At 67.2% G+C, this 21,767-nt stretch carries 21 protein-coding genes; 15 read left to right on the forward strand and 6 right to left on the reverse strand.

Features of this window, described 5'->3' with window-relative positions; genetic code table 11:
• The first annotated feature begins 101 nt into the window (after nucleotides 1-101).
• The 3 genes from AC5RWA_RS04670 to AC5RWA_RS04680 all read left to right on the forward strand — a co-directional run bounded on the left by AC5RWA_RS04670 (nucleotide 102) and on the right by AC5RWA_RS04680 (nucleotide 1,709).
• Nucleotides 102-428: a rhodanese-like domain-containing protein gene (locus AC5RWA_RS04670; RefSeq protein WP_115524722.1), complete on the forward strand. Its 327-nt coding sequence runs from the start codon at nucleotides 102-104 to the stop codon at nucleotides 426-428.
• On the forward strand, nucleotides 428-1,408 hold the full coding sequence (pheA, locus tag AC5RWA_RS04675; protein WP_494056744.1) for a prephenate dehydratase: 981 nt from the start codon (nucleotides 428-430) through the stop codon (nucleotides 1,406-1,408). The genes AC5RWA_RS04670 and pheA overlap by 1 nt, the downstream gene beginning before the upstream one ends.
• A gap of 94 nt (nucleotides 1,409-1,502) precedes the next feature.
• Entirely contained in the window at nucleotides 1,503-1,709 is a 207-nt protein-coding gene (locus tag AC5RWA_RS04680) for a hypothetical protein (RefSeq protein WP_079596886.1), read from the forward strand.
• Nucleotides 1,710-1,759: 50 nt separating this feature from the next.
• On the opposite strand, the gene AC5RWA_RS04685 is transcribed toward AC5RWA_RS04680, so the two are convergent.
• The gene (locus AC5RWA_RS04685; protein ID WP_079596885.1) at nucleotides 1,760-2,815 is read right to left on the reverse strand and encodes a diacylglycerol/lipid kinase family protein; all 1,056 of its coding nucleotides are present in this window, start codon (nucleotides 2,813-2,815) and stop codon (nucleotides 1,760-1,762) included.
• 90 nt (nucleotides 2,816-2,905) lie between these two features.
• On the opposite strand from AC5RWA_RS04685, the gene serS reads away from it, so the two are divergent.
• The 5 genes from serS to AC5RWA_RS04710 all read left to right on the forward strand — a co-directional run bounded on the left by serS (nucleotide 2,906) and on the right by AC5RWA_RS04710 (nucleotide 7,486).
• Nucleotides 2,906-4,186, forward strand: a complete 1,281-nt coding sequence (gene serS / locus AC5RWA_RS04690; protein WP_494056745.1) for a serine--tRNA ligase — start codon at nucleotides 2,906-2,908, stop codon at nucleotides 4,184-4,186.
• A 189-nt stretch (nucleotides 4,187-4,375) separates the two neighbouring features.
• Entirely contained in the window at nucleotides 4,376-5,389 is a 1,014-nt protein-coding gene (locus tag AC5RWA_RS04695) for a hypothetical protein (protein ID WP_494056746.1), read from the forward strand.
• Nucleotides 5,390-5,565: 176 nt separating this feature from the next.
• Nucleotides 5,566-6,426, forward strand: coding sequence for an HAD family hydrolase (locus tag AC5RWA_RS04700; RefSeq protein WP_494056747.1), 861 nt, complete (start codon nucleotides 5,566-5,568; stop codon nucleotides 6,424-6,426).
• Nucleotides 6,427-6,444: 18 nt separating this feature from the next.
• Nucleotides 6,445-6,831, forward strand: coding sequence for a hypothetical protein (locus AC5RWA_RS04705; protein ID WP_494056748.1), 387 nt, complete (start codon nucleotides 6,445-6,447; stop codon nucleotides 6,829-6,831).
• 70 nt (nucleotides 6,832-6,901) lie between these two features.
• On the forward strand, nucleotides 6,902-7,486 hold the full coding sequence (locus AC5RWA_RS04710) for a histidine phosphatase family protein (RefSeq protein ID WP_079596882.1): 585 nt from the start codon (nucleotides 6,902-6,904) through the stop codon (nucleotides 7,484-7,486).
• Nucleotides 7,487-7,607: 121 nt separating this feature from the next.
• Here AC5RWA_RS04710 and AC5RWA_RS04715 read toward each other — a convergent pair whose 3' ends face one another.
• Nucleotides 7,608-8,207: a hypothetical protein gene (locus AC5RWA_RS04715; protein ID WP_275730574.1), complete on the reverse strand. Its 600-nt coding sequence runs from the start codon at nucleotides 8,205-8,207 to the stop codon at nucleotides 7,608-7,610.
• Nucleotides 8,208-8,375: 168 nt separating this feature from the next.
• Here AC5RWA_RS04715 and AC5RWA_RS04720 point away from each other — a divergent pair, with 168 nt between their 5' ends.
• Entirely contained in the window at nucleotides 8,376-10,757 is a 2,382-nt protein-coding gene (locus tag AC5RWA_RS04720) for a phosphoketolase family protein (protein ID WP_494056749.1), read from the forward strand.
• A gap of 17 nt (nucleotides 10,758-10,774) precedes the next feature.
• Here AC5RWA_RS04720 and AC5RWA_RS04725 read toward each other — a convergent pair whose 3' ends face one another.
• Both AC5RWA_RS04725 and AC5RWA_RS04730 read right to left on the reverse strand, forming a co-directional pair.
• On the reverse strand, nucleotides 10,775-12,013 hold the full coding sequence (locus AC5RWA_RS04725) for an IS110 family RNA-guided transposase (protein ID WP_115525910.1): 1,239 nt from the start codon (nucleotides 12,011-12,013) through the stop codon (nucleotides 10,775-10,777).
• A gap of 305 nt (nucleotides 12,014-12,318) precedes the next feature.
• Entirely contained in the window at nucleotides 12,319-13,065 is a 747-nt protein-coding gene (locus AC5RWA_RS04730) for a DUF429 domain-containing protein (RefSeq protein WP_494056750.1), read from the reverse strand.
• A gap of 125 nt (nucleotides 13,066-13,190) precedes the next feature.
• Between AC5RWA_RS04730 and AC5RWA_RS04735 the strand changes: the two genes are divergently transcribed.
• Nucleotides 13,191-14,030 (forward strand): alpha/beta fold hydrolase, encoded by an 840-nt coding sequence (locus AC5RWA_RS04735; RefSeq protein WP_494056751.1) that lies wholly within the window; start codon nucleotides 13,191-13,193, stop codon nucleotides 14,028-14,030.
• Here the strand turns inward: AC5RWA_RS04735 and AC5RWA_RS04740 are convergent.
• Nucleotides 13,961-15,373 (reverse strand): carboxylesterase family protein, encoded by a 1,413-nt coding sequence (locus tag AC5RWA_RS04740; RefSeq protein WP_494056752.1) that lies wholly within the window; start codon nucleotides 15,371-15,373, stop codon nucleotides 13,961-13,963. The two genes, AC5RWA_RS04735 and AC5RWA_RS04740, sit on opposite strands and share 70 nt — an antisense overlap.
• A gap of 160 nt (nucleotides 15,374-15,533) precedes the next feature.
• Nucleotides 15,534-16,022: an inorganic diphosphatase gene (locus AC5RWA_RS04745; RefSeq protein WP_079596875.1), complete on the reverse strand. Its 489-nt coding sequence runs from the start codon at nucleotides 16,020-16,022 to the stop codon at nucleotides 15,534-15,536.
• Nucleotides 16,023-16,177: 155 nt separating this feature from the next.
• Here AC5RWA_RS04745 and dacB point away from each other — a divergent pair, with 155 nt between their 5' ends.
• From dacB to AC5RWA_RS04770, 5 genes are all read left to right on the forward strand, one after another.
• On the forward strand, nucleotides 16,178-17,680 hold the full coding sequence (gene dacB, locus AC5RWA_RS04750) for a D-alanyl-D-alanine carboxypeptidase/D-alanyl-D-alanine endopeptidase (protein WP_494056753.1): 1,503 nt from the start codon (nucleotides 16,178-16,180) through the stop codon (nucleotides 17,678-17,680).
• 80 nt (nucleotides 17,681-17,760) lie between these two features.
• Nucleotides 17,761-18,894, forward strand: coding sequence for a zinc-dependent metalloprotease (locus AC5RWA_RS04755; RefSeq protein ID WP_494057070.1), 1,134 nt, complete (start codon nucleotides 17,761-17,763; stop codon nucleotides 18,892-18,894).
• A 96-nt stretch (nucleotides 18,895-18,990) separates the two neighbouring features.
• A complete protein-coding gene (tilS, locus tag AC5RWA_RS04760; RefSeq protein ID WP_494056754.1) occupies nucleotides 18,991-20,049 on the forward strand; it encodes a tRNA lysidine(34) synthetase TilS in 1,059 nt (352 codons plus the stop codon).
• A 30-nt stretch (nucleotides 20,050-20,079) separates the two neighbouring features.
• Nucleotides 20,080-20,631 (forward strand): hypoxanthine phosphoribosyltransferase, encoded by a 552-nt coding sequence (gene hpt / locus AC5RWA_RS04765; protein ID WP_041651844.1) that lies wholly within the window; start codon nucleotides 20,080-20,082, stop codon nucleotides 20,629-20,631.
• Between the two features lie 20 nt (nucleotides 20,632-20,651).
• The gene (locus AC5RWA_RS04770) at nucleotides 20,652-21,719 is read left to right on the forward strand and encodes a LacI family DNA-binding transcriptional regulator (protein WP_494056755.1); all 1,068 of its coding nucleotides are present in this window, start codon (nucleotides 20,652-20,654) and stop codon (nucleotides 21,717-21,719) included.
• Nucleotides 21,720-21,767 lie beyond the last annotated feature (48 nt).

Here is a 21,767-nt window from a genome sequence, read left to right on the forward strand (position 1 = left end):
TCAGGGTTTCCTAGAAGCCTAACTTGCCTGGCTGCCGGACCCGCCCGCGGTGGAAGCACTAGGCTTAACGGTGCATCCGATCCGCCACGACAGGACTTCCCATGAGTGATTTCGATACCGTTCCCGTCCAGGACATCCCTTCCGACGCCGTAATTGTGGACGTCCGGGAGGACTACGAATGGGTGGCCGGGCACGCCGAAGATGCCGTCCACATTCCGATGGACCAGATCCCGGCGCGCCTGGACGAACTTGATCCGGACGAGGACCTCTACATCATCTGCCGCACCGGGGGCCGCTCCTTCCGCGTCGCGCAGTGGCTCAACGGCCAGGGATACACCGCGATCAACGTGGCCGGCGGCATGGACCAGTGGCTGGAGCTGGGCAAGCCGCTGGTCTCGGACAACGGTCTCAAGCCGATCGTCCTCTGATGCCCGGCTCCGCCGTCACCTACGCCTTCCTGGGCCCCGAGGGAACCTTTACCGAAGCCGCCCTGATGCAGGTGCCGGACGCTGCCCAGACCACCCGCATCCCGGCGTCGAACGTCAACGCGGCCCTGGACCTGGTCCGGCACGGTGCGGCTGACGCGGCAATGGTCCCCATCGAGAACTCCGTGGAGGGCGGCGTCACCGCCACTCTCGACGCGATCGCCAACGGGCAGGAACTGCGGATCATCCGCGAGGTCCTGGTTCCGATTAGCTTCGTCCTGGCGGCCCGGCCCGGTGTGGAGTTGGCAGACGTGCGGAGGGTGTCCACCCACGGGCATGCCTGGGCACAATGCCGGCTGTGGATGGACAGGAATATTCCCGCTGCGGAATACGTTCCAGGATCCTCCACCGCCGCGTCAGCCATGGGCCTGCTGGATGAAGACTGCCACTACGACGCCGCCATCTGCGCGCCGCTCGTGGCCCGGGAGCAGCCCGGTCTCTCCGTTATCGCGGAGAACATCGGCGACAACCCGGGCGCGGTGACGCGCTTCATCCTGGTAAGCCGCCCGGGCAGGCTGCCGGAGCGGACAGGCGCGGACAAGACCACCGTGGTGGTTCCACTCCCGGAGGACCGGCCGGGCGCCCTCATGGAAATCCTCGACCAGTTCGCCAGCCGCGGCGTGAACCTGAGCCGCATCGAATCACGCCCCACCGGGCAGTACCTCGGCCACTACTTTTTCAGCATCGACGCCGACGGCCATGCGGGCGATGCGCGCGTGGCGGATGCATTGGCCGGCCTTCACCGGATCAGCCCCAATACCCGCTTCCTGGGCTCATATCCCCGGGCGGACATGCAGGAAACAGCGGTGGAAGCCCACACGTCCGATGAGGCCTTTGCGGCGGCAAAGTCCTGGGTGGCATCCATCCTGCAGCGCGGGTCTTCACCTGCAGAAAACGTTTCCGCCGCTTCGCCCACAGCGTAGGCAAATGCCGTCGCGGGTACTTCCGGGGCTGTGGACAAGTGCGTATGCTTACTTGATCCACATGGGGGATGGCCCCTAACGAAGGGAGCGGGTCATGACTACCAGCAGCACAGACAACGATGGCCAGGGGATGATCGTCAACCCCCGGCCCACTGCCGACAACCAGGACTGGGACGGCGACGACGCAGACCGTGCTGACCGCCTGCGCTTCGAAGAGGAACAGGCAATGATCCGTGAGCAGTCCGAAGCCCGCGCTGCCGCCAAGGCCGCAGCCCAGGCTGCGAAGGAAGCCCACGCCTGACAGGCTCCGTGCTCTGCCAGCTGCCCCTTATCGAACAACGCCAGCCCGTCCTAAACCTGACTTCTCACCCGAACCAGCAGCGACCGGGGATCCACCTGGACTGTCAGCCGGGTGGCCTCGCCTGACGTGTCGCCATCGAGCTGTGTGGGCATCGGTTCAGGGCATTTGATGACGATCCTGCCGGACCGGTACACAGTCATGATGGGCAGCTTTCCGCTGTGCTTGAACAGGATCTTGACGTACATCAGCAGCCAGCCCAGGGCGCTGCGCGGGCTCATCACCACCACGTCCAGCATGCCGTCGTCGATCATGGCCTGCGGGATGAAGTCGATGCCGCCGGGCACCAGGCCGCAGTTGGCGAAAAGGACGCTGCGGATGTTCCGGGCCTGTTCGGGGCTGCCGTCCAGCGAGATGGAGATCTTCTTCCGCCGGCCGGGAAGGTGCCGCATTCCGGCCTCGGTGTAGGCGAGCCAGCCCACGGCTTTTTTCAGGCCGGCGTTTGTATCTGCCAGCACCTCGGCGTCCATGCCGATGCCGGCGATGACCAGGAAAACATGCTCCGAGGAATGTCCGGTGCGGGAGTTCTCTATCGCCATCCGGGCGGTATCGATAAAACGCTGCCGGCCGAAGAGCGCCGTCTGGACGTTGGCGTGCAGGTCGTTGACGTCCAGGTCCACGTTCCGCGCCAGGAGGTTGCCGGTCCCCAGCGGAATCAGGCCCATGGCCACGCCCGTGTGGGCGAGGGACTCGGCCACCACCCGCACTGTACCGTCGCCGCCGCCCACCAGGACGACGTCGGGCTTGTGCGCCAGCGCGGCCTGCACCTGGCCGAAGCCGGGGTCCTCGGCAGTGGTTTCAAAAAAGACGGGCTCATCCCAGCCCGCCGTGACGCAGGCGCGCTGGATGTCTGCCCTCGCCTCACCGGAGCGCGTCTTGATGGGGTTCAGGATCACGGCGACGCGCTGCTGGCTGAGTCCCGACTCGTGCGCGTCCCCGCCCACCGCGCTGCGGATATGCAGGGCCTTGAGCTTGCGCACGCCCCACCAGCTGGAGATGGCGAAGGCAAGCGCCACCGCAATCAGCAGGTAGAGAATCAGGTCGCTCATGGTGCTTCAACAGTAGCCCGGCGGCGGATGCCGATCCGGCACGCCCGGGGCCCGCCCGTCGTCGTGCGAGGTATTGGATACCCTTATGGGGTGATCGACGTAAAAGACCTCAGCGAAAACCCGGACAAGTTCCGTGCCAGCCAGCGCGCCCGCGGCGCGGACGAATCAGTGGTGGACGCGATCATTTCCGCGGATTCCGCCCGCCGGGCAGCGCTGATCCGCTTCGAAAACCTCCGGGCCGAGCAGAACGCCTTCGGCAAAAAGGTGGCGCAGGCCAAGGGCGAGGAGAAGCAGGCACTGCTCGCCGAGGTCAAGGAGCTGGCCAACTCGGTCAAGGCGGCGTCCGCCGAAGCCGACGCTGCGCAGACCAAGCAGGAAGAGCTGCTGCGCACCATCCCGAACCTCATCGAGGACGGTGTTCCCGAGGGCGGCGAGGACGACTACGTGGTGGTCAAGACCGTCGGGACGCCGCGCGAATTCCGGGACTTTGAGCCGAAGGACCACCTGGAAATCGGCGAGCTGATCGGCGCCATCGACATGGAGCGCGGCGCCAAGGTGTCCGGCGCCCGCTTCTACTTCCTCCGCGGCGTCGGGGCCCGGCTGGAGATGGCACTGCTGCAGATGGCGATGGACCAGGCCATCGAGGCAGGCTTTATCCCGATGATCACCCCCACCCTGGTGCGTCCGGAGACGATGCAGGGCACCGGCTTCGATGTAAAGCACGACGCCGAAATCTACCGTCTCGCCGAAGACGACCTTTACCTGGTGGGCACCTCCGAGGTGGCACTTGCCGGGTACCACGCCGACGAAATCCTCGACTTCTCCAAGGGTCCCATCCGGTACGCCGGCCAGAGCTCCTGCTACCGGCGTGAAGCCGGCTCGCACGGCAAGGACACCCGCGGCATCATCCGTGTGCACCAGTTCAACAAGGTGGAGATGTTCATCTACACCACCGTTGAAGAAGCCGCGGCCGAGCACCAGCGCCTGCTGGCCTGGGAAGAGGAAATGCTGGCGAAGTGCGAGCTGCCGTACCGCGTGATCGACACCGCCGCCGGCGACCTCGGCACCTCCGCGGCCCGGAAGTACGACTGCGAGGCATGGGTTCCCACCCAAGGCGCCTACCGCGAGCTGACGTCCACCTCGAACTGCACCACGTTCCAGGCCCGCCGGCTGAACATCCGTGAGCGTGCGGTGAACTCGGAGGGCGTGGCCAAAGGCACCCGGGCAGTGGCCACGCTGAACGGCACCCTTGCCACCACCCGCTGGATCGTGGCGCTCCTCGAGCACCACCAGAACGCCGACGGCTCGGTGAACGTGCCCAAGGCCCTGCAGAAGTACCTGGGCGGCCTCGAGGTCCTCCCGGTCCTGTAGTTTCCCGCCGCGCCTCCTTTGGCCGGCTCTCCTAAGCTTGTTCGCGAATCCGGACCTTGAAGGCTCGGATTCGCGAACAAGCTTAGGACCGGACGGGGGAGGGGTCCGGGCAGCCTCCCGCGCCCCGCTTTGTCCACATAGGCGCCGGCCCATGCTGACTCCGCAGTCCCTTCCGGCCAGCCTTGGGGCATGGAGATTCTGCCCGGGCTCATCGATTCCGCCGCCATCGTGAGGACCCACGGGTCCACCGACGCTATTCACCGCGAATTCCTGGCGGGAAGGCTGGTGCGGATTCGCCGCGGTTTCTACGTCCGCACCGTGGACTGGCTACGGGCCCGGCCGTCTGAGCGTTTTGCCTGGTCGACGGCGGCAGTGGCCAGGTCGGTCAAGGACGCTGTTTTGTGCGGGGAAACCGCAGCCGTGGCCATCGGATTGCCCACGTTGAGGACACCTCCATGCGTGGAACTGGCAACCACGCTATCCGGCCGGAGCGGAGTAAGGCGGTCTCCCCTCACGGTTCTGGGTGAGGACGACGCAGCCCGGCAGGTCCGGGCGAAACGCTCGTATCCCTTGCGATACTGCCTGAAGCCCGGCATAAAGACCGAGGTCCATGGTGAGTTCCGGTGCACCAGCCCCGTCCAGACGACCCTCGACCTCATGGTCACCGGGAAACTCAGTGAGGCTTTGGTCGTAGCAGACGGACTGGCTGCACGACTCCACCGGCAAGGCATGCTATCCGCCGACTCCAACTTGTTGGCAGTAAGCGAGCTTGTGGACGGCATTTCAGCCCACCCCCATGCCTCCGCACAGCGAAGGGCGGCTCGGGTGGCTGCCCTGGCCAGTCCCTTGGCGGAATCAGTCGGGGAGTCCTACAGCCGCGCCGCCTTTGAGCTCCTGGGATTTGACCAACCTGTGCTGCAGCAGGTTTTCCATGACCGGGACGGCTTCATCGGCAGGGCGGACTGCTGGTGGCCGCAACAGCGCGTTGTGGGTGAATTCGATGGGAAGGCTAAGTACCTTGACGCGGCCGTCCGTGGTGACACGTCGGCGGAGGAGGCTGTGTACCGTGAAAAGCTTCGTGAGGACCGGATCCGGGGGCTTGGCCTCGGCTTCGTGCGGTGGGGTTGGGCGGATGTGGAAAACCCGGAACGGCTGAGGCGCAAGCTTCTGGCGGTTGGCTTGCGCCCACAGTTCAGAAGCTAGTCCGCGGATCCGGACCGTGAAGGCTCGGTTTCGCGAACAAGCTTAGGACCAGAAGCCGCGTGCGCTCAGCGTGGGCCGGGAAAACGGAACTGTCGGCACGGGATGTTCACTTTCGGTTCAATAACTCTGTGGCGCGCGTCCTAGCGTCCTTCAGAGACGTCTGGTTCACTATGTGAATGACAACGCTGACTGAAACCTCAGTCGCCGGCAACGATGACCGGCGAGAGAACGAAAACGACAACAATGGCCTGAAGCTGATGGTCGCCCTGGACGTGGACGGCACGCTCGTGGACCACGACGGCCACATGTCGCCGGGCGTGCGGGAAGCCGCGCAGGCTGTGGTGGCCGCCGGGCATGAGGTCATGATCGCCACCGGCCGGTCGCTCAACGCCACGCTTCCCGTCATCGAGAACATCGGGATTGAGCGCGGGTACGCGGTGTGCTGCAACGGCGGCGTGACCCTGCGGCTGCACCCCGAGCTGGACAATGGCTACGAGGTCATCCACAAGGCCACCTTTGATCCTGCCCCCGCGCTCCGGGCCCTTCGAGAGAGGCTGCCCGCCGCAAAGTACGCGCTGGAGGATGAGGATGGCAACTTCCTCTCCACCGAGCGCTTCCAGGACCCGAGCTTCGGGGTCGAGGCCGTGGGCGTCGACTTCCACACCATGCTTGAGGCCACGGCCGTCCGCGTGGTGGTGTTCAGCACCGAAAACACCCCCGAGGAGTTCAACGAGGCGATTGAGCATGTGGGCCTCGCCGGCGTCACGTACTCGGTGGGCTGGACCGCGTGGCTGGACATCGCTGCAGCCGGCGTCACCAAGGCCAGTGCGCTGGAAAACCTCCGCCTCCAGCTGGGCATCGACCCCGACCGGACGGTGGCCATCGGCGACGGCCGCAACGACATCGAGATGCTCGGATGGGCGGGGCGGGGAGTGGCCATGGGCCAGGCTCCGGAGGAAGTGATCGCCGCCGCGGACGAGGTTACCCACTCCGTGTTCGACGACGGCGCCGCCCACGTGCTGCGCAGCCTGCTGTAGCGCAGGACCAGGGTCCGCATGGTTTGGGTCCAGCTGGCAGCGCTTGCTGCCTGCGTGGTTTTGGCCGGCCTGGCCGTCTTCCAGGCCGCCCTAATTGCCGGTGCCCCGCTCGGCAGGCTCGCCTGGGGAGGGCAACATGACGTGCTGCCGCCCAGGTTGCGGATCGGCAGTGCCGTTTCCATTGTCCTCTATGCGCTTTTCGGATATGCGGCGCTCGGCAGGGCCGGTACGGTGCCGCCGCTGGGCGGCGAGTCCGCCGCAGCCGTCATCATCTGGGTGCTGACCGGGTACTTCGCGTTCGGCATCATCATGAACGCCATCTCCAGGAGCAAGCCGGAGCGCCTGGTCATGACGCCCGTCGCGCTGGTCCTGGCCGTGCTTTACCTCGTCCTGGCCCTCAGCTGATGGCCAGACGCAGCCATCGCGGCAGACTCCGGTGCCAGAGCTCAGTTGCAGTCAAGGCAGAATAGAAGTCATGACCCTTACGACGTTCGCCCTCGTCCGCCACGGCCAGACCGACTGGAATGCCGAGCGCCGGCTGCAGGGATCAACTGATATCCCACTGAACGACGTCGGCCGCGGCCAGGCGCGTGACGCCGTCGCCGTCCTTGCCCCGTACGAATGGGACGCGATCGTCTCCTCGCCGTTGAGCCGGGCGGCCGAAACCGCAGACCTGATTGCCGAAGGGCTCGGGCTGGAAGTGGTGCGCCGCGTTCCGGAACTCACCGAGCGCAGCTTCGGGCCGGCGGAGGGGATGCAGGCCGGACCCGAACTGGACGCGCTGCGCGTCCCCGGCGGTTTCCAGGGCGCCGAGAGCGAGGACGAGGCAGCCGAGCGGGGACTCGCTGCGCTGGAGGCCCTGGCCGAGGAGTTCCGCGGCCAGCGGCTCCTGGTGGTTACGCACGGCACCCTGCTCCGCGTGAGCCTGAGCCGCGCCATCGGCCGCACGCTGACGAGCGTGGACAACGCCGTCCTTAACCTGGCGCACCACCACGCCATCGAAGGCTGGCAGCTCGAATACTTCAACGGCGAACCAGTTCTGGCTGCCACCCAGGGCTGACGCGAACATACGGCTTATCACGACCCATAGCTGAGTCGACCGGGGTCAGTCCTGACCCAGTACTGCTCGGCGTCATCCCCATGATCCTCCGCAGGACACTGCAAGGCGCCGGGGTAACGCCTTAGCGCACCTCGAGGATCAAGCCCAGCAGCCTGGCTGCCGCGGGACGGGCGGCGTGTTCCTCGTTCCACTGCGCCCGCGCCACCGCTTTGCTGACAGCCTGGGTGGTGATGCCCAGCTCCTGCGCCACGGCTTTCTGCTGCCCGCGCACGCCGGGCGTCAGCAGGTCAAGCACGCGCCACTCCGCCTCGGACCGGTCGCGGACAATATGCCCCAGGAGCCGCAGCACGGCCTCGGCGTCATGGGCAATATCCGCCAGCGGCCCTTCCACGGCCACCGGAACCCGCTCCTTGCTGCTGCGCAGCCGGTCCACTGCACGCCGGGCATAGACCAGGCCGTGGCCGGAGGCATCCTTGATCTGGTTGGGAAGCGGCTCGCTGACAGGGCCAACGCCGATCCCCACATACCAGGAACCGCTGCGCAGCGCGATCAATGCGGCATCCACCGCCTGGTTCGGAGAGTCAACAATGCCCTGGACTTCATCCTCCACCGAGCGGTCGAAGTCCAGGCGCGCGGGGATGTGCCGCAGGTCCTTGAGCAACTGCGGTACCCGGTCCCCATCGCGCCGGACGTCCGTTTGATTGATTGTCAGCGTGAACATTCTGGGTACACACTACCCGGAAGCAGGAATCAGGGAATCTCTGTATTACGGCTGGTCAAATCGGAGATGGTGGCAGCAAAGCATGGGCAGAGGTTGCCTCAGCCCGGTCCATCTGTTGCGATGGAGGGACGGCCGCCGACGGGCGGCGCACCCGACGTGAGGATGGTTATGGCCGGCAGCATGGGGCAGGAAGAACTCGAACTCGTCGACCGCTGGTGGCGGGCAGCCAACTACCTTTCGGTGGGCCAGATCTACCTCCGGGCCAACCCCCTGCTGCGCGAACCGCTCAAGGCTGAGCACACCAAGTCCCGCCTGCTGGGCCACTGGGGGACCACCCCGGGGCTGAACTTCGTCTACGCCCACCTGAACCGCGTCATCCGCCGCGACTCCACCGAGATGCTCTTCGTGGCCGGTCCCGGCCATGGCGGGCCCGCCGTCGTCGCCAATGCCTGGCTGGAAGGCACCTACTCGGAGATCTATGCCCACGTGAGCAACGACGAAGCGGGCCTGGCCGAGCTCTTCCGCCAGTTCTCCTACCCCGGCGGAATCCCCAGCCATGCCGCCCCGGAGAGCCCCGGCTCCATCAGCGAGGGCGGCGAACTCGGGTACTCCCTGGCGCACGCCTACGGATCGGTGTTCGACAATCCCCAGCTGGTCACCGCCGTCGTCATTGGCGACGGCGAGGCGGAGACCGGACCGCTGGCCGCCAGCTGGCACTCCCACAACTTCCTGGACCCCGCGGCCGACGGCGCCGTGCTGCCCATCCTGCACCTCAATGGCTACAAAATTGCCAACCCCACGGTCCTTGCGCGGATGCCCGAACAGCAGCTGGAACAGCTGCTGCGGGGCTACGGCCACGAGCCGTACTTCGTCACGGTGGACGATCCGGCCGCCACGGAAAAGGCGCACCGGGACTTCGCCGAGGCGCTGGACCGGTGCCTCGCGGACATCCGTGCCATCCAGGACGTGCACCGGTCACCCTCGGCCGATCCGGACGCAGGGGAAGACGGCGCGCCGCGCTGGCCCATGATCGTCCTGCGCTCGCCGAAGGGCTGGACCGGGCCGCGCTACGTGGACGGGCTGCAGGTGGAGGGCACGTGGCGCAGCCACCAGGTCCCGCTCTCCGAGGTCCGCACCAACAGTGGGCACCTGGGCCAGCTTGAGGAGTGGCTGCAGTCCTACCGGCCGGAAGAACTGTTCGACGGCGACGGCCGGCTCCGGCCCGACGTCGCCGAGGGTGCCCCCACGGGGGCCTTCCGGATGAGCGCCACGCCGCACGCGAACGGCGGCCTGCTCCGGCGCGCCCTGAAGCTGCCCGCCTACCGGGACCACGCCGTCGAGGTTGCCCAGCCGGGAACCGAACGGGTCAGCCCCATGATCACGCTGGGCTCCTGGATGCGGGACGTCATCTCGCTGAACAAGGAAACCTTCCGGCTTTTCGGCCCCGACGAGACGGCGTCCAACCGGCTGCAGAACGTCTACGAGGTCACCGACAAGGTGTGGCAGTACCGGATTGACGACGTCGACGAGCACCTTGGGCGGTCCGGCAGGGTCATGGAGGTGCTGAGCGAGCACCTGTGCCAGGGCTGGCTGGAAGGCTACCTCCTCACCGGCCGGCACGGCGTCTTCAGCTGCTACGAGGCCTTCATCCACATTGTCGATTCCATGTTCAACCAGCACGCCAAGTGGCTGAAGGTGCACCGCACCCTGCCGTGGCGCCAGCCCGTGGCTTCGCTGAACTACCTGCTGTCCTCGCACGTGTGGCAGCAGGACCACAACGGGTTCTCACACCAGGATCCCGGGTTCATCGACCATGCCGTGAACAAGAAGGCGGAGGTCATCCGGGTGTACCTGCCGCCGGACGCCAACACGCTGCTGTCCGTGATGGAGCACTGCCTGGAGTCCACGGACTACGTCAACATCGTGGTCAGCGGGAAGCAGCCTTCACCCACCTGGCTGGGGCCGGCGGACGCCGCGAACCACTGCCGGCGCGGGCTGGGGATCTGGACCTTCGCCGGGTCCGAGGTGCCCGGCGAGGAGCCCGACGTCGTGCTGGCCTGCGCCGGCGACGTACCCACCGTGGAGACCGTGGCCGCCGCGGAACTCCTGCGGGAAGGTGCGCCGGGGCTGAAAGTCCGGGTGGTCAACGTGGTGGACCTGATGAGGCTGCAGGACGAAAGCGAGCACCCGCACGGACTCCCGGCCCGCGACTTTGACGGGATCTTCACAAGGGACAAGCCGATCATCTTCGCCTACCACGGCTATCCCGCCCTGATCCACCGGCTGGCCTACCGGCGCAGCAACCAGGAAGGCCTGCACGTGCGCGGCTACAAGGAAGAGGGCACCACCACCACGCCCTTCGACATGGCCATGCTGAACGGCATCGACCGCTTCCAGCTGGCCATCGACGCCATCGACCGCGTGCCCGGGCTGGCTGAGAAGCACTCGCTCCTGCGGCAGGACCTCCAGGACCGCCGCATGCGGGCCTTTGACCACACCCGGACGGACGGCGAGGACCCGGAGGGGATCCGGAACTGGCAGCTTTCCTAATACGAAAGTAGGGTGGGTTAGGCTGCGGTGGCTGGTGTGATGGTGACGTCGAAGCCGAGGCTGTTGAGTTTTTTGATGGCGTTGTTTTTGGCTTTGATCGGGTCCAGCCGGGTGAAGTGGTCCGTGCCGGGGTCGGCATAGCATTCGCCGTCGGCGAGCAGGTGCCAGGCTGCGGTGAGGATGGAGTGTTCGATCGCGACGATGGCTTTCATGGGTCCGCGCCGTGCTGAGATGCGTCGGAATTTAGCGGCCAGGTAGGTGTCCTTGCTCCGGGAAGCAGACAACGCTGCGGTGCCCAGGGCTGCCTTGAGATATTTGTTGCCGGGCAGGATATGCGCGGATTTAATCCGACCGGCGGATTCGTTGGATCCGGGACAGACGCCGGTCCAGGACGCGAGCCGGCCCGGGGTTTCGAAGCGTGACATGTCCGCCCCGGTTTCGGCGATGATCACGTCGGCGACTTTGAGGGAGACTCCGGGGATGGTGGCCAGGAATTCCCTGGCGGCACGAAAGGGTTCCATCGCTTCCTCGATCCGCCCAGTGAGCGCGTCGATGATGCGGGACTGGGCGTCGATCTGGTCCAGGTGAAGCCGGGCCATAAAGGCATGGTGGGCCTTGAACCGGCCGGTCAGCGCGTTCACGAGCTCGGGAATTTTGGAGCGGAGGGTCCCTTTGGCGAGGCCTGCGAGGACCTCCGGGTCCCGTTCACCGTTGATGAGGGCTTCGAGCATCGCCCGGGAGGAGACCCCGGTCAGGTCCGAGACTACTGAGGAGAGTTTGATCCCCGAGCCTTCGAGGAACTTCTCCAGCCGCTGGATCTCCCGGGTCCGGTCCCGGGTGGCGATGGAGCGTGCCCTGGTCAGGTCCCGCAATTCACGGATTGGTTCGGGCGGGACGAACGAGGGCCGGAGCAGCCCGTGTGCGCCGAGTTGGGCGAGCCAGGCGGCGTCGGAAACGTCGGTTTTACGGCCCGGGATGTTCCGCGCGGCCTTGGCGTTGACCAGGATCACCGGCAAGGTGTCCTCCATCAGGTAGAAGAAGGGCTTCCAGTAATCGCTCGTTGCTTCCATCACCACCGTAGTCACGTGCTCGCGTTCCAAAACGTCCCGCAGCGCAAGGATCTGCCCAGTGGTCGCACCCCAGGTGGTGACCGTGGAGGTAAAGGTCCCGGCCCGGTGGCCTGGCAGCCGGAGACAGACCTTCGCGTCGCGTTTGGAAATGTCCAAACCGGCAGCCCGTTCATGCACGATATCCATCGCTGTTCCTCCTGACACCCCGATTCGGCTTTGTTGGCGTCTGCCGCGGGGAGGACAGGGAAATTCAGGAATCTAACACTCGTGCTTCAAACGCAACAATCCACGGTTCCCGTGGAAGTCCTCCGCGCCACGCTAGCGGGCAGGCTCAACTACAGCACCATAGGCAAACCGGCGTCCACCGTGGCAGACACCACCATGATCAACCCAAACCCATAGCCCAAGCCAGAGCTCCGGTGAGGCGAGGGCATACTTTCTCCCATCACGGAGCGACAACGACGCGGGATCGCTAGCGGAGCAGCGCCGTCCTATTCGACCAGCGCGTCGAGTCCCGCGGAGGGCAGGTGGATCCAGCCCTCCGTGCGGGCGGCGGCCGCGTGGGCCCGGTCCGGCACCAGGGTCAGCCGGCGGGCCACCGCGCGGGCGGTAAGGGAAGCGACGACGGCGTCAAACAGGTCGTCCGATCCGGCCAGTTTGTTCCCGTACCCGGCCAGGTCCAGCCACGGCGCCTGCGCCGTGAGGCTGTCAAGCAGGAGGCCAAGGCGTTCTGTCTCGGCGCGGCCCTTGTAGCCGCGCCCGTTGAGCCCCCAGACTTTCAGCGACGCGGCCGGGTAGACCTCAGCCAGTTGGCCTGAGCCGTCGCGGGCCTGGGGCCCGTGCAGCGCGGCGATTTTTGCCTGGATCACCGCGCACCGCATGGCCGGATGCGCAAGCCGGTCTGCCGAGACGCTGAGCGGGATCAGGCCTGTCTGTCCCGTCACGAACCGGTCCGTGTCGCGGTACGCCAACAGCCGCCAGCCCGCTATCCCGTCATGCTCCAGCACCGGCGCCGGGTCGAGGGCGAGGTGTCCGGTGAGGAACGGAATGAGTGCGTCCGGCCAGCCCACAGGACAATCGACGCCGGTCATGTCGCTGGCACCGAACAGCTCCACGATCTCCCGGTCGTCCACGTCCAGGGACAGGTGCACCAGCCGTGCAGAACCCGGGGACCACTCGATGACCGCCGCCGCGGTCTTCTTCGTGGCCGCTGCCAGATCCACTCCGAGCGTTTTCACGTGACCAGACTTTACCTCCGGGAACCCCGCTGCCGCAGTGGACGCCGGATGACGCCCTGTCCCGGTTCTGAAAGGCTGGTGCCTGGTGGGCCATCCGGCTGACCGGGCCCGAAAGGATCATCTTCATGCCATGGCTTGATGTACTCGGCAACGACATCCACTACACGGACTCAGGCAAGGGCCAGCCGGTGGTGCTCCTGCACGGCCACGCCTCCGCGGCAGCCTGCTGGGAGCCGATCATCCGCGAACTCGAGCAGGACTTCCGGGTCCTGTCCTACGACACCTACGACCATGGCTGGTCCTCGAACTCCCCGCGGCAGGGCCCGCTGGTTGACCGGGCCGCAGAACTTGAACACTTTCTTGACTCCCTCGGCCTGGAAAACCCTGTCATCGTGGGGCAATCCATGGGCGGCATGACCACGCTCCGCTGGGCCGTCCGAAACCCCGGCGGTGCCGCTGCCCTGGTGGTCTGCGGCATGGGCTGGCCGCTGGTGGTGCCGCCTCCGGGACAACCTGGTGTGCCGGAGAAGTTCGAGGTCTTCAGCTCGCTTGATGCAGACGAACGGATCTGGCTGGGCGTGGGAAATTCCTTCACCGAGCGGTGGATCGCGGAAAACCCGCTGGACTACGCCCGCTACATCCGGGTCCGGTCCACCGCTGCCGCCATAGAAGCGGCACGCCACCCGCGGAGCCTGGAACAGAGCCAGGGCGAGTTCCTCAGCGCCGACCCTCAGGACGTGGACTCGTTCCAGCGGGGACTGGAATCCATCTCCAGCCCGCTGGCGCTGCTGATCGGGGATGAGGAAAGGCCGCGCATCCGCCGCGGGGCAGAGCATGTTGCCGCTACGGTGCCCGGTGCGCGCCTCGTGGTCGTCCAGGACGCCGGCCACAACGCCTATTTCCAGCGCCAGGACATCCTGGTGGAAACCATCCGCAGCACGGTTGCCAGCGCACGGGGCCGCTGACGCGGGTGGGGTGGCCGGTGCTCCGACCTGTAGGTGAGTGCGCCCGGAATCCCGCCCTCCGAACCAAGGTCTTCACCCCGGGCAAAGCCCGCCCAGAGCGCCCGCAGCTGCCGGCCCACAGCGTTTACGTCCTCCCAGCCGGCGCCGGCGATCAGCCCCACCCCGTCCCACGTGCTCCGGTTGCCGAACAGCAGCGGGAGATCAATGGTGTGGGCGGCGCCGAAGATGTTGCTGGGGGCGTGCCAGTGCAGGATGTAGCGGTGCGCATTCCCGCCCGCCCGGGTGTGCCGGCGGGCGAACTTCCGCGCAGCCCAGCCGTAGACGGTCTCTGTGACAACCCAGTTGATGGCCCGCAGCGCCGCATCACCCACCACCGGCACCGTGCCGAGCCTGCTGAGGTGCGGGCTGCGGGGCAGGAACAGCCGGGCTTCCTCGGACGTGTGCCCGATCAGCACCTCGATCCCGGGAGCTGAGCGGTTCCAGGCCTCCTCGATTCCGGCTTCCTCCGGCAGCGGTTCATGCCCGTACTGGGTCCCGAACGGCATGGCAGCCAGCATCCCGAACCTGCGGGCCACCTGGGCCACGTGGTTCTCCCGTTCCACCACGTCCATGGCCGGAGTTTCCCCGGTGACGGCCTCCGCGGCGATCCCCATGGCATGGTTCATTTTGGCCCGGCCGCGTGCAATGCCCAGCGGTGCGCTCTGGATGATGGCACGCTGGAAGAGCTGCGGCGCTTCCGGGGTGGCCATCAGGTGGGCGATGGCGTCACCGCCGGCGGACTGCCCAAATGCGGTGACCCGGCCGGGGTCACCGCCAAACGCTGCGATGTTGCGCCGGACCCACCGGAACGCCTCGAGCTGGTCCAGCAGTCCCAGGTTCCCGGGCCGGCCCGTGCGCGTGGCCAGGAACCCGAACAGTCCCAGCCGGTAGGTCACCGAAACCACCACCACCCGGTTCTCGGCCACCAGGACTGCGGGATCGAAGATGGCGAGGTCGCCGGACCCGGTGGTGTAGGACCCGCCATGGATCCACACCATGACGGGCAGCCGTTCATCCGGGGACACGTCGGCAGGCATGGTGATGGACAGGTTCTGGCAGTCTTCGCTGCCGGGGAGCTCGCCGTACCGGGTGCCCAGGACGTCGTCGAGGAACGGGACTGGCCCCTGCGGGCAGGCCGGTGCGGGCGAGATGGCAACAAAAGGTTGGCTCCAGTCCGGCACCGGGACGGGCAGCTGGAACCGGGCGGCCGTGGCATAGGGAATGCCGGTGGCGCGGAGGACGTCCCCGTCCTGCCACCCGGTGACGGGTCCGCAGGGCGGGCTGAAGACAGGTGCGGAGTTCACCGAACCCACCTTAAACCACAACCCTTAAACAGCAACGCGGGGTCACTTCCGGCCCAAATCCGGCGGCGGATTGGGCGCGGAGTGACCCCGCGTCGATGGCTGGGCCCACGCCGTCAGGGTTCCCTGACCGAGCGAAGCGAGGTGAGGGAGACGGTGGGGACTAGTGGCCGGTGGGCACGTAACGCTTGATGGAGGCTTCCAGTTCGGCTTCGGCGGCGGCGCGGTCGCCCCAGCCCTCGGCCTTGACCCACTTGCCCGGCTCCAGGTCCTTGTAGCGGGTGAAGAAGTGCTCGATTTCCTTGATCAGGAAGTCGTTGACGTCACTGACTTCCTGGATGTGGTCGAAGCGGGCGTCAACCGGGACGCAGAGGATCTTGGCGTCTCCGCCGCCGTCGTCCGTCATGTTGAAAACGCCGATGGGGCGGGACTCGACGATGACGCCCGGGTGCAGGTCGAAGTCCTGCAGGAGCACCAGTGCATCCAAGGGGTCGCCGTCTTCGCCGAGGGTGTTTTCGAAGTACCCGTAGTGCGTGGGGTACTGCATGGAGGTGAAGAGGACGCGGTCCAGGCGGACGCGGCCGGTCTCGTGGTCAACTTCGTACTTGACGCGTGATCCCTTGGGGATCTCGATGGTCACGTCATGCTTCATGGAATGCTCCTCGGCAATTGCAGGGGGTGCGCGGCACATCTGACGGGCTCACAAAAAGGAGTGTCCGTGCCGCCGACTACTATTGAGGATATAGCGAGAGGCCCTGGAATCAGGAACTTGTGGGGATATTTCAGGACTTGAGGACCGGCACCAGCATGACCAAAACAACCGTCACGGACGCCTGGATGGACCGCGTCCGGCGGGCTGCGGACAGCTGGGTGGCAGCCGTGAAAAGCTCCTGGCCGGCGGTCCTGCTCACCGCGCTCCTGGTTGCCCTCGCCGTCCCGGCGGCCCTGCTGGTGGCCCCCGGTTTCCTCGGACCCGAGCCCCCTGCCCCCGCACCGCCGGCTCCCGAATGGCAGCAGGTTCCGGCCACACTGTCGGCCCCGGAGGGGCTTGCCCAGCTGGACGCCTCCGCGGACATGCCGTCGCCGGAGGCGGTCACCGCTCGGCTGGACCCGGTGTTGAAGACCGACGGCGGCGGTACTTTCACGGGGCTGGTCCAGGATGCGGTGACCGGCCAGGTCCTCTTTGACCGGGGCGGCTCCGAAAGCCGCGTGCCGGCGTCGAACCTTAAGCTGCTGACCGCGGTCGCCGCGCTGCGCTCGCTGGGCCCGGACCGCCGGTTCAGCACCACCGTGACCGCCGGCCCCGCCGCCGGGCAGGTGGTCCTGAAGGGCGGCGGCGACGTCCTGCTCGGCGCCGGGGAATCGGCCGGTGAACAGGTGATGGGGCACGGCGGCCTGACCACACTGGCGGCCCGGACGGTCGCGGCGCTGCAGGCTGCCGGAACATTGGGGGAGATCAAGGTCCTGGTGGACGATTCCCTCTTTACCGGCCCCGCCCTTAATCCGGCATGGCAGGCCGGGGATGTGGCTGCCGGTGAGGTGGTCCCGCTGTACCCGCTGGCGCTGCATTCGGCACGCTTCGATCCTGCCGTCACTACCGGGCCGCGCCCGCAGGATTCCGCCGTCACGGCAGCGGAGGAATTCGCCGCCCGGCTGCGTGAGGCAGGTGCCGCCACGGGACTCACCGTGGCCGCCGCCGTCGAACGTGCACCCGCGCCCGCAGGTGACGCTGCCGCCCCGCCGGTCCTGGCGGAAGTGCAGTCGGCTACCGTCGCGGAGCAGGTTGACCTGATGCTGCAGGTCTCCGACAACTACCTGGCCGAGGTTTTAGGCCGGATGACGGCTGTGGCGGCTGGCCAGCCGGGCAGCAACGACGGCGCCACGGCGGCCGTCCGTGCGCAGCTTGCCGAGGCCGGAATCCCCTCGGACTCCATGCAACTTGTGGATGTCTGCGGGCTGGCCATGGGCAACCAGGTCTCGGCCCGCCAGTTCGCTGAGGTGGTCCGCGCCATCACGTCCGGCACGGACAGCAGGCTCCGCGAGGCACTGGACGGTTTTCCCGTTGCCGGCCTGACAGGCACCCTGGACGCGAGATATGGGGAGGAATCGACGGCGGGCGGCGCCGGGCTGGTGCGCGCCAAGACCGGAACCTTGAACACGGTGCTGGCGCTGAGCGGTTACGTGGTGGATGCGGACGGTCGACTCCTGGTGTTCTCCTTCATCGGAAACGGTCTCTCCCCGGGTGCCGCGGGCAACAGGGTGGCCCTGGACCGGGCCGCAACAGCCCTCGCCGCCTGCGGCTGCCGCTAGCTGCGTGGTTGCCGCCGCCGTGGTTCGCCGGTGAGCGAACTTAAGGACGATCCCCGGCCTGCTGTGTTCTGATGGGACTTATGGAGTCCACTGCAGGTGAGTCGTCAGCACAAACGTTGTCCAACCCGGCCCAGGCCCTGATCAACTGGGACCTTGCCGCGTCCACCGCGGCACGGCTGGCTCCTGCCGGGCCTGATCTGGGCCATGCCGCAATCGGCGAGGCAGTGGACAGCCTGCGCCGGCTCGCGGACGCCTCAGTGGAGCACGTCCACGAGATCAGCGGGCTGGAAGCTGCCAGGGACCTCCGCGACTCCAACGTGCTGGTGGTGGACCGTGCCTCGTGGGCCAAGGCCAACACCCAGAGCTTCGCCGTGATGCTGAAGCCCGCCATGGAAAAGATGCTGGAAAACCGCCGCGGATCCCTCAGCCCGGCAGCTGCCGGCGTCAGCGGCGCCATCACCGGCAGCCAGCTGGGCGCCGTCCTGGCGTTCCTGTCCAGCAAGGTCCTGGGACAGTACGATCCCTTCGCCGCGCTGGCCGAGGGCTCCAACGCGCCCGCGGGGGGCAGGCTCCTGCTCGTGGCCCCGAACATCATCTCCGTGGAACGCGAACTGAACGTCGCGCCCGAGGACTTCCGGCTGTGGGTGTGCCTGCACGAACAGACCCACCGGGTGCAGTTCGCCGCCGCGCCCTGGCTCCGCCACCACATGCTGCAGCAGATCGACGACCTGAGCGGACACCTGCTGGGCAACGTCGATTCGCTGATGGAGCGGGCAACCGCCGCAGCCCGCTCTCTCAAGGACCGCTCCGCCACCGGAAACACCCCTGGCCGCGGCGCCATCCTGGACCTGCTGCAGGACCCGGAGGAAAAGGCTGCCATCTCGCACCTCACCGCCGTCATGAGCCTGCTGGAGGGCCACGCCAACGTGGTGATGGACGGTGTGGACGCCAGCATCGTCCCGTCCGTCAAGACCATCCGGCAGCGGTTCAACGACCGCGGCAAGGACCGCGGCGTGATCGAGAAGTTCATCCGCAGCCTCCTCGGACTGGATGCCAAGATGCGCCAGTACTCCGACGGCGCCCGGTTCGTCCGCGCCGTGGTGGACGTTGCGGGAATGGACGGCTTCAACAGGGTCTGGGAGTCCGCTGACCACCTGCCCACCGAACCGGAGATCCACGACGCCAAGCTGTGGCTGGACCGGATGGGCCTTTAGTTGCCTGCCGTTCCCCGCGTTTCCCTTCCTTCCCCGGCCGGCAGCGGCCGGCGGCGGCCCGGGAGGCTGGCGCCCGTCGTCGGCACCGCGCGGAAAATGGTCCAGAATGCACTCGCCGAGGCCGGCTATCCGCATCACGTCCTGGTGGCCTGCAGCGGTGGGCCGGACTCCCTGGCGCTCGCCGCCGTCGCGGCCTACTTCGCACGGCGCGGCCATGTTGATGGCCACCCCGTAACGGTAGGCGCGGTGGTGGTGGACCACCAGCTGCAGGAAGGCTCAGGCCAGGTGGCCGCGCACACCGCGGAGGTGCTGCAGAACCTCGGGCTGGCCCCTGTGGAAATCCGGGCCGTAACCGTGGCGGGCACCGGCATGGGCCCGGAAGCCGCGGCCCGGGACGCCCGGCATGAAGCGCTGGAGGCGGCCGCGACCGGCCAGGGCGCGGAGGCCATCCTGCTCGGACACACCCTGGACGACCAGGCTGAACAGGTGCTGCTGGGTTTGGCACGAGGCTCGGGTACCCGTTCGCTGGCCGGAATGCGGCCAGCCCGGGGCATCCTGCTGCGGCCGTTCCTGGGGCTTCGCCGGGCGGACACGGAAGAGATCTGCGAGGTGGAGGAGCTGGACCCCTGGCACGATCCCACCAACACGGACCCGTCCTTTGCCCGGTCACGCACCCGCACCGAAGTCCTCCCGCACCTGGAGGAAAAACTGGGGCCCGGCGTCGCCGAATCCCTTGCCCGGACGGCGTCCATTCTCCAGCTGGACGCCGACTACCTCGAGGATGTGGCGGAAGCCACCTTCGCATCCCTGGCCGAACGGAACGGGCCGGAAGTCAGCCTTCCGGAGGAGGCGTTGCGCGCCCTGGCCCCCGCCATCAGGTTCCGCGTGATCGCCAAGGCAGCGGCCGACGTCGGCGGGCAGCAGCCCAGCTACAAGCGCCTTTTGGCGGCGGAGGCGCTGCTGAGGCGGCAGGGCTCCGCGGGCCCCGTTGAACTTCCGGGCGGGGTGAGCGCGTACCGGCTGTCCCTCGCGCAGCTCGGCGCGTCCCCTGCAGCCGGCCTGCCCGCCGGGGCGGATAAGCCCGGTTCCGTTCCCCGTGAAGGGCCGCGCTGTGGGAAGCTAGTGTTCCGGCCTCAAAAACCGCCCACAAAATAGTCGCACCCCGCATCTACACAGGAGCCATTGGTGGATTCAAACGACGTCCAGGCAGACCTCAAGCACGTTCTCTACACCAAGGAACAGATCCAGCAGCGGATCACCGAACTCGCTGCCCAGATCGACAAGGACTATGAAGGCCGCGAGATCCTCATTGTCGGTGTGCTCAAGGGTGCCGTGATGGTCATGGCGGACCTGGCCCGTGCGCTGCACAGCCACATTTCCATGGACTGGATGGCTGTTTCCTCCTACGGCTCCGGCACCCAGTCCTCCGGGGTGGTCCGCATCCTGAAGGACCTGGACACGGACCTGATGGGCAAGGACGTGCTGATCGTCGAGGACATCATCGACTCCGGCCTCACGCTCTCCTGGCTGAAGACCAACCTGGAATCCCGCGGCACCGCGTCGGTGGAAATCTGCACCGCCTTCCGCAAGCCCACGGCCGCCAAGGTGGAGATCGACGTCAAGTACGTCGGTTACGACATTCCCAACGAGTTCGTTGTCGGCTACGGCCTGGACTACGCCGAGAAGTACCGCAACCTGGACTTTGTGGGCACCCTCGCGCCGCACGTCTACGAGTAAGCCACCTTCCGCGCCCTCTGATGCGCGCCGTTGAAAGGGAAGGCCGGCTGAACAGGAACATCGGCATCAAGGATGTGGCATTGGCGGCAGGGGTGTCCGCCACCACCGTGTCGCACGTCCTGAACGACGTTTCCTACGCGCGGATCAGCCCGGAAACCCGCGGCAAGGTGAAGGCCGCGGCCCTGGAGCTGGGCTACGGTCCCAACCGCGTGGCGCAGGCCCTGCGCAGCCGCCGCACGGGGGTGCTCGGGCTGGTCAGCGAGGACGTCGCCACCACCCCGCACGCCGGCCGGATCATCCTCGGCGCGGATGAGGCCGCCCGCGCCCGCGGCTACACCCTGATGGTCATCAACACCGCGGGATCGGCGAGCCGGGCGTCCCGGGAAAGCGACGTCGAGGCCGTACTGGAACGTCAGGTGGACGCGGTCCTCTACGCCACCATGTACCACCGGTACCTTGAGGCGCCCGCCAACCTCGCCAGGGTGCCTGCGGTCCTTGTGGATGCCGTGACCGCGGACGGCGGCTTTCCGGCTGTTGTGCCGGACGAGCACGGCGGCGCCACGGCTGCAGTCGATGCCCTTCTCGCCGCCGGCCACACGCGCATCGGGTTCATTAACAACACGGAGGACGTGCCCTCCACCTCGCAGCGGCTCCGCGGTTTCCGGGAGGCCCTGACCCGGGCAGGCCTCGACGGCGAAGCCGCCCCTGTTGTGGCGGTTTCGTCCAATGCCGCCGGGGGATATACGGCAGCCGGCCGGATCCTCAGCGGTGGCAACCCGCCGTCGGGCCTTTTTTGCTACAACGACCGCATGGCCATGGGGGCGTACCGAGCGGCAGCCGAGCTGGGGCTGTCCGTCCCGGGCGACCTGTCGGTCGTCGGATTCGACGACCAGGCCCTGATTGCCGGCAGCCTCCACCCCGGGTTGACCACCGTGGCGCTGCCCCACTACGAAATGGGCGCCTGGGCCGTGAACCACCTGATCGACACCCTCGAAGGCAGAACCGGCGGCGATGACCCCGACGCCGGAACCACCACCCTGGAGTGTCCGCTGGTCATCCGGGAGTCCGTTGCGCCGCCGCGGCAGTAGGACCACCGCACAGGCCCCACCCCTCCGTGTAGCTACGCCCACAGGGAA

It is taken from the genome of Arthrobacter sp. 210 2 (genome assembly GCF_059093025.1).

Bases quoted from the DNA above. Each gene is read 5' to 3' on its own strand.
- AC5RWA_RS04670 (WP_115524722.1), top strand. From the start codon at position 102: ATGAGTGATTTCGATACCGTTCCCGTCCAGGACATCCCTTCCGACGCC.
- pheA (WP_494056744.1), top strand. From the start codon at position 428: ATGCCCGGCTCCGCCGTCACCTACGCCTTCCTGGGCCCCGAGGGAACC.
- AC5RWA_RS04680 (WP_079596886.1), top strand. From the start codon at position 1,503: ATGACTACCAGCAGCACAGACAACGATGGCCAGGGGATGATCGTCAAC.
- AC5RWA_RS04685 (WP_079596885.1), bottom strand. From the start codon at position 2,815: ATGAGCGACCTGATTCTCTACCTGCTGATTGCGGTGGCGCTTGCCTTC.
- AC5RWA_RS04695 (WP_494056746.1), top strand. From the start codon at position 4,376: ATGGAGATTCTGCCCGGGCTCATCGATTCCGCCGCCATCGTGAGGACC.
- AC5RWA_RS04700 (WP_494056747.1), top strand. From the start codon at position 5,566: ATGACAACGCTGACTGAAACCTCAGTCGCCGGCAACGATGACCGGCGA.
- AC5RWA_RS04705 (WP_494056748.1), top strand. From the start codon at position 6,445: ATGGTTTGGGTCCAGCTGGCAGCGCTTGCTGCCTGCGTGGTTTTGGCC.
- AC5RWA_RS04710 (WP_079596882.1), top strand. From the start codon at position 6,902: ATGACCCTTACGACGTTCGCCCTCGTCCGCCACGGCCAGACCGACTGG.
- AC5RWA_RS04715 (WP_275730574.1), bottom strand. From the start codon at position 8,207: ATGTTCACGCTGACAATCAATCAAACGGACGTCCGGCGCGATGGGGAC.
- AC5RWA_RS04720 (WP_494056749.1), top strand. From the start codon at position 8,376: ATGGCCGGCAGCATGGGGCAGGAAGAACTCGAACTCGTCGACCGCTGG.
- AC5RWA_RS04725 (WP_115525910.1), bottom strand. From the start codon at position 12,013: ATGGATATCGTGCATGAACGGGCTGCCGGTTTGGACATTTCCAAACGC.
- AC5RWA_RS04735 (WP_494056751.1), top strand. From the start codon at position 13,191: ATGCCATGGCTTGATGTACTCGGCAACGACATCCACTACACGGACTCA.
- AC5RWA_RS04745 (WP_079596875.1), bottom strand. From the start codon at position 16,022: ATGAAGCATGACGTGACCATCGAGATCCCCAAGGGATCACGCGTCAAG.
- dacB (WP_494056753.1), top strand. From the start codon at position 16,178: ATGACCAAAACAACCGTCACGGACGCCTGGATGGACCGCGTCCGGCGG.
- AC5RWA_RS04755 (WP_494057070.1), top strand. From the start codon at position 17,761: ATGGAGTCCACTGCAGGTGAGTCGTCAGCACAAACGTTGTCCAACCCG.
- tilS (WP_494056754.1), top strand. From the start codon at position 18,991: ATGGTCCAGAATGCACTCGCCGAGGCCGGCTATCCGCATCACGTCCTG.
- AC5RWA_RS04770 (WP_494056755.1), top strand. From the start codon at position 20,652: ATGCGCGCCGTTGAAAGGGAAGGCCGGCTGAACAGGAACATCGGCATC.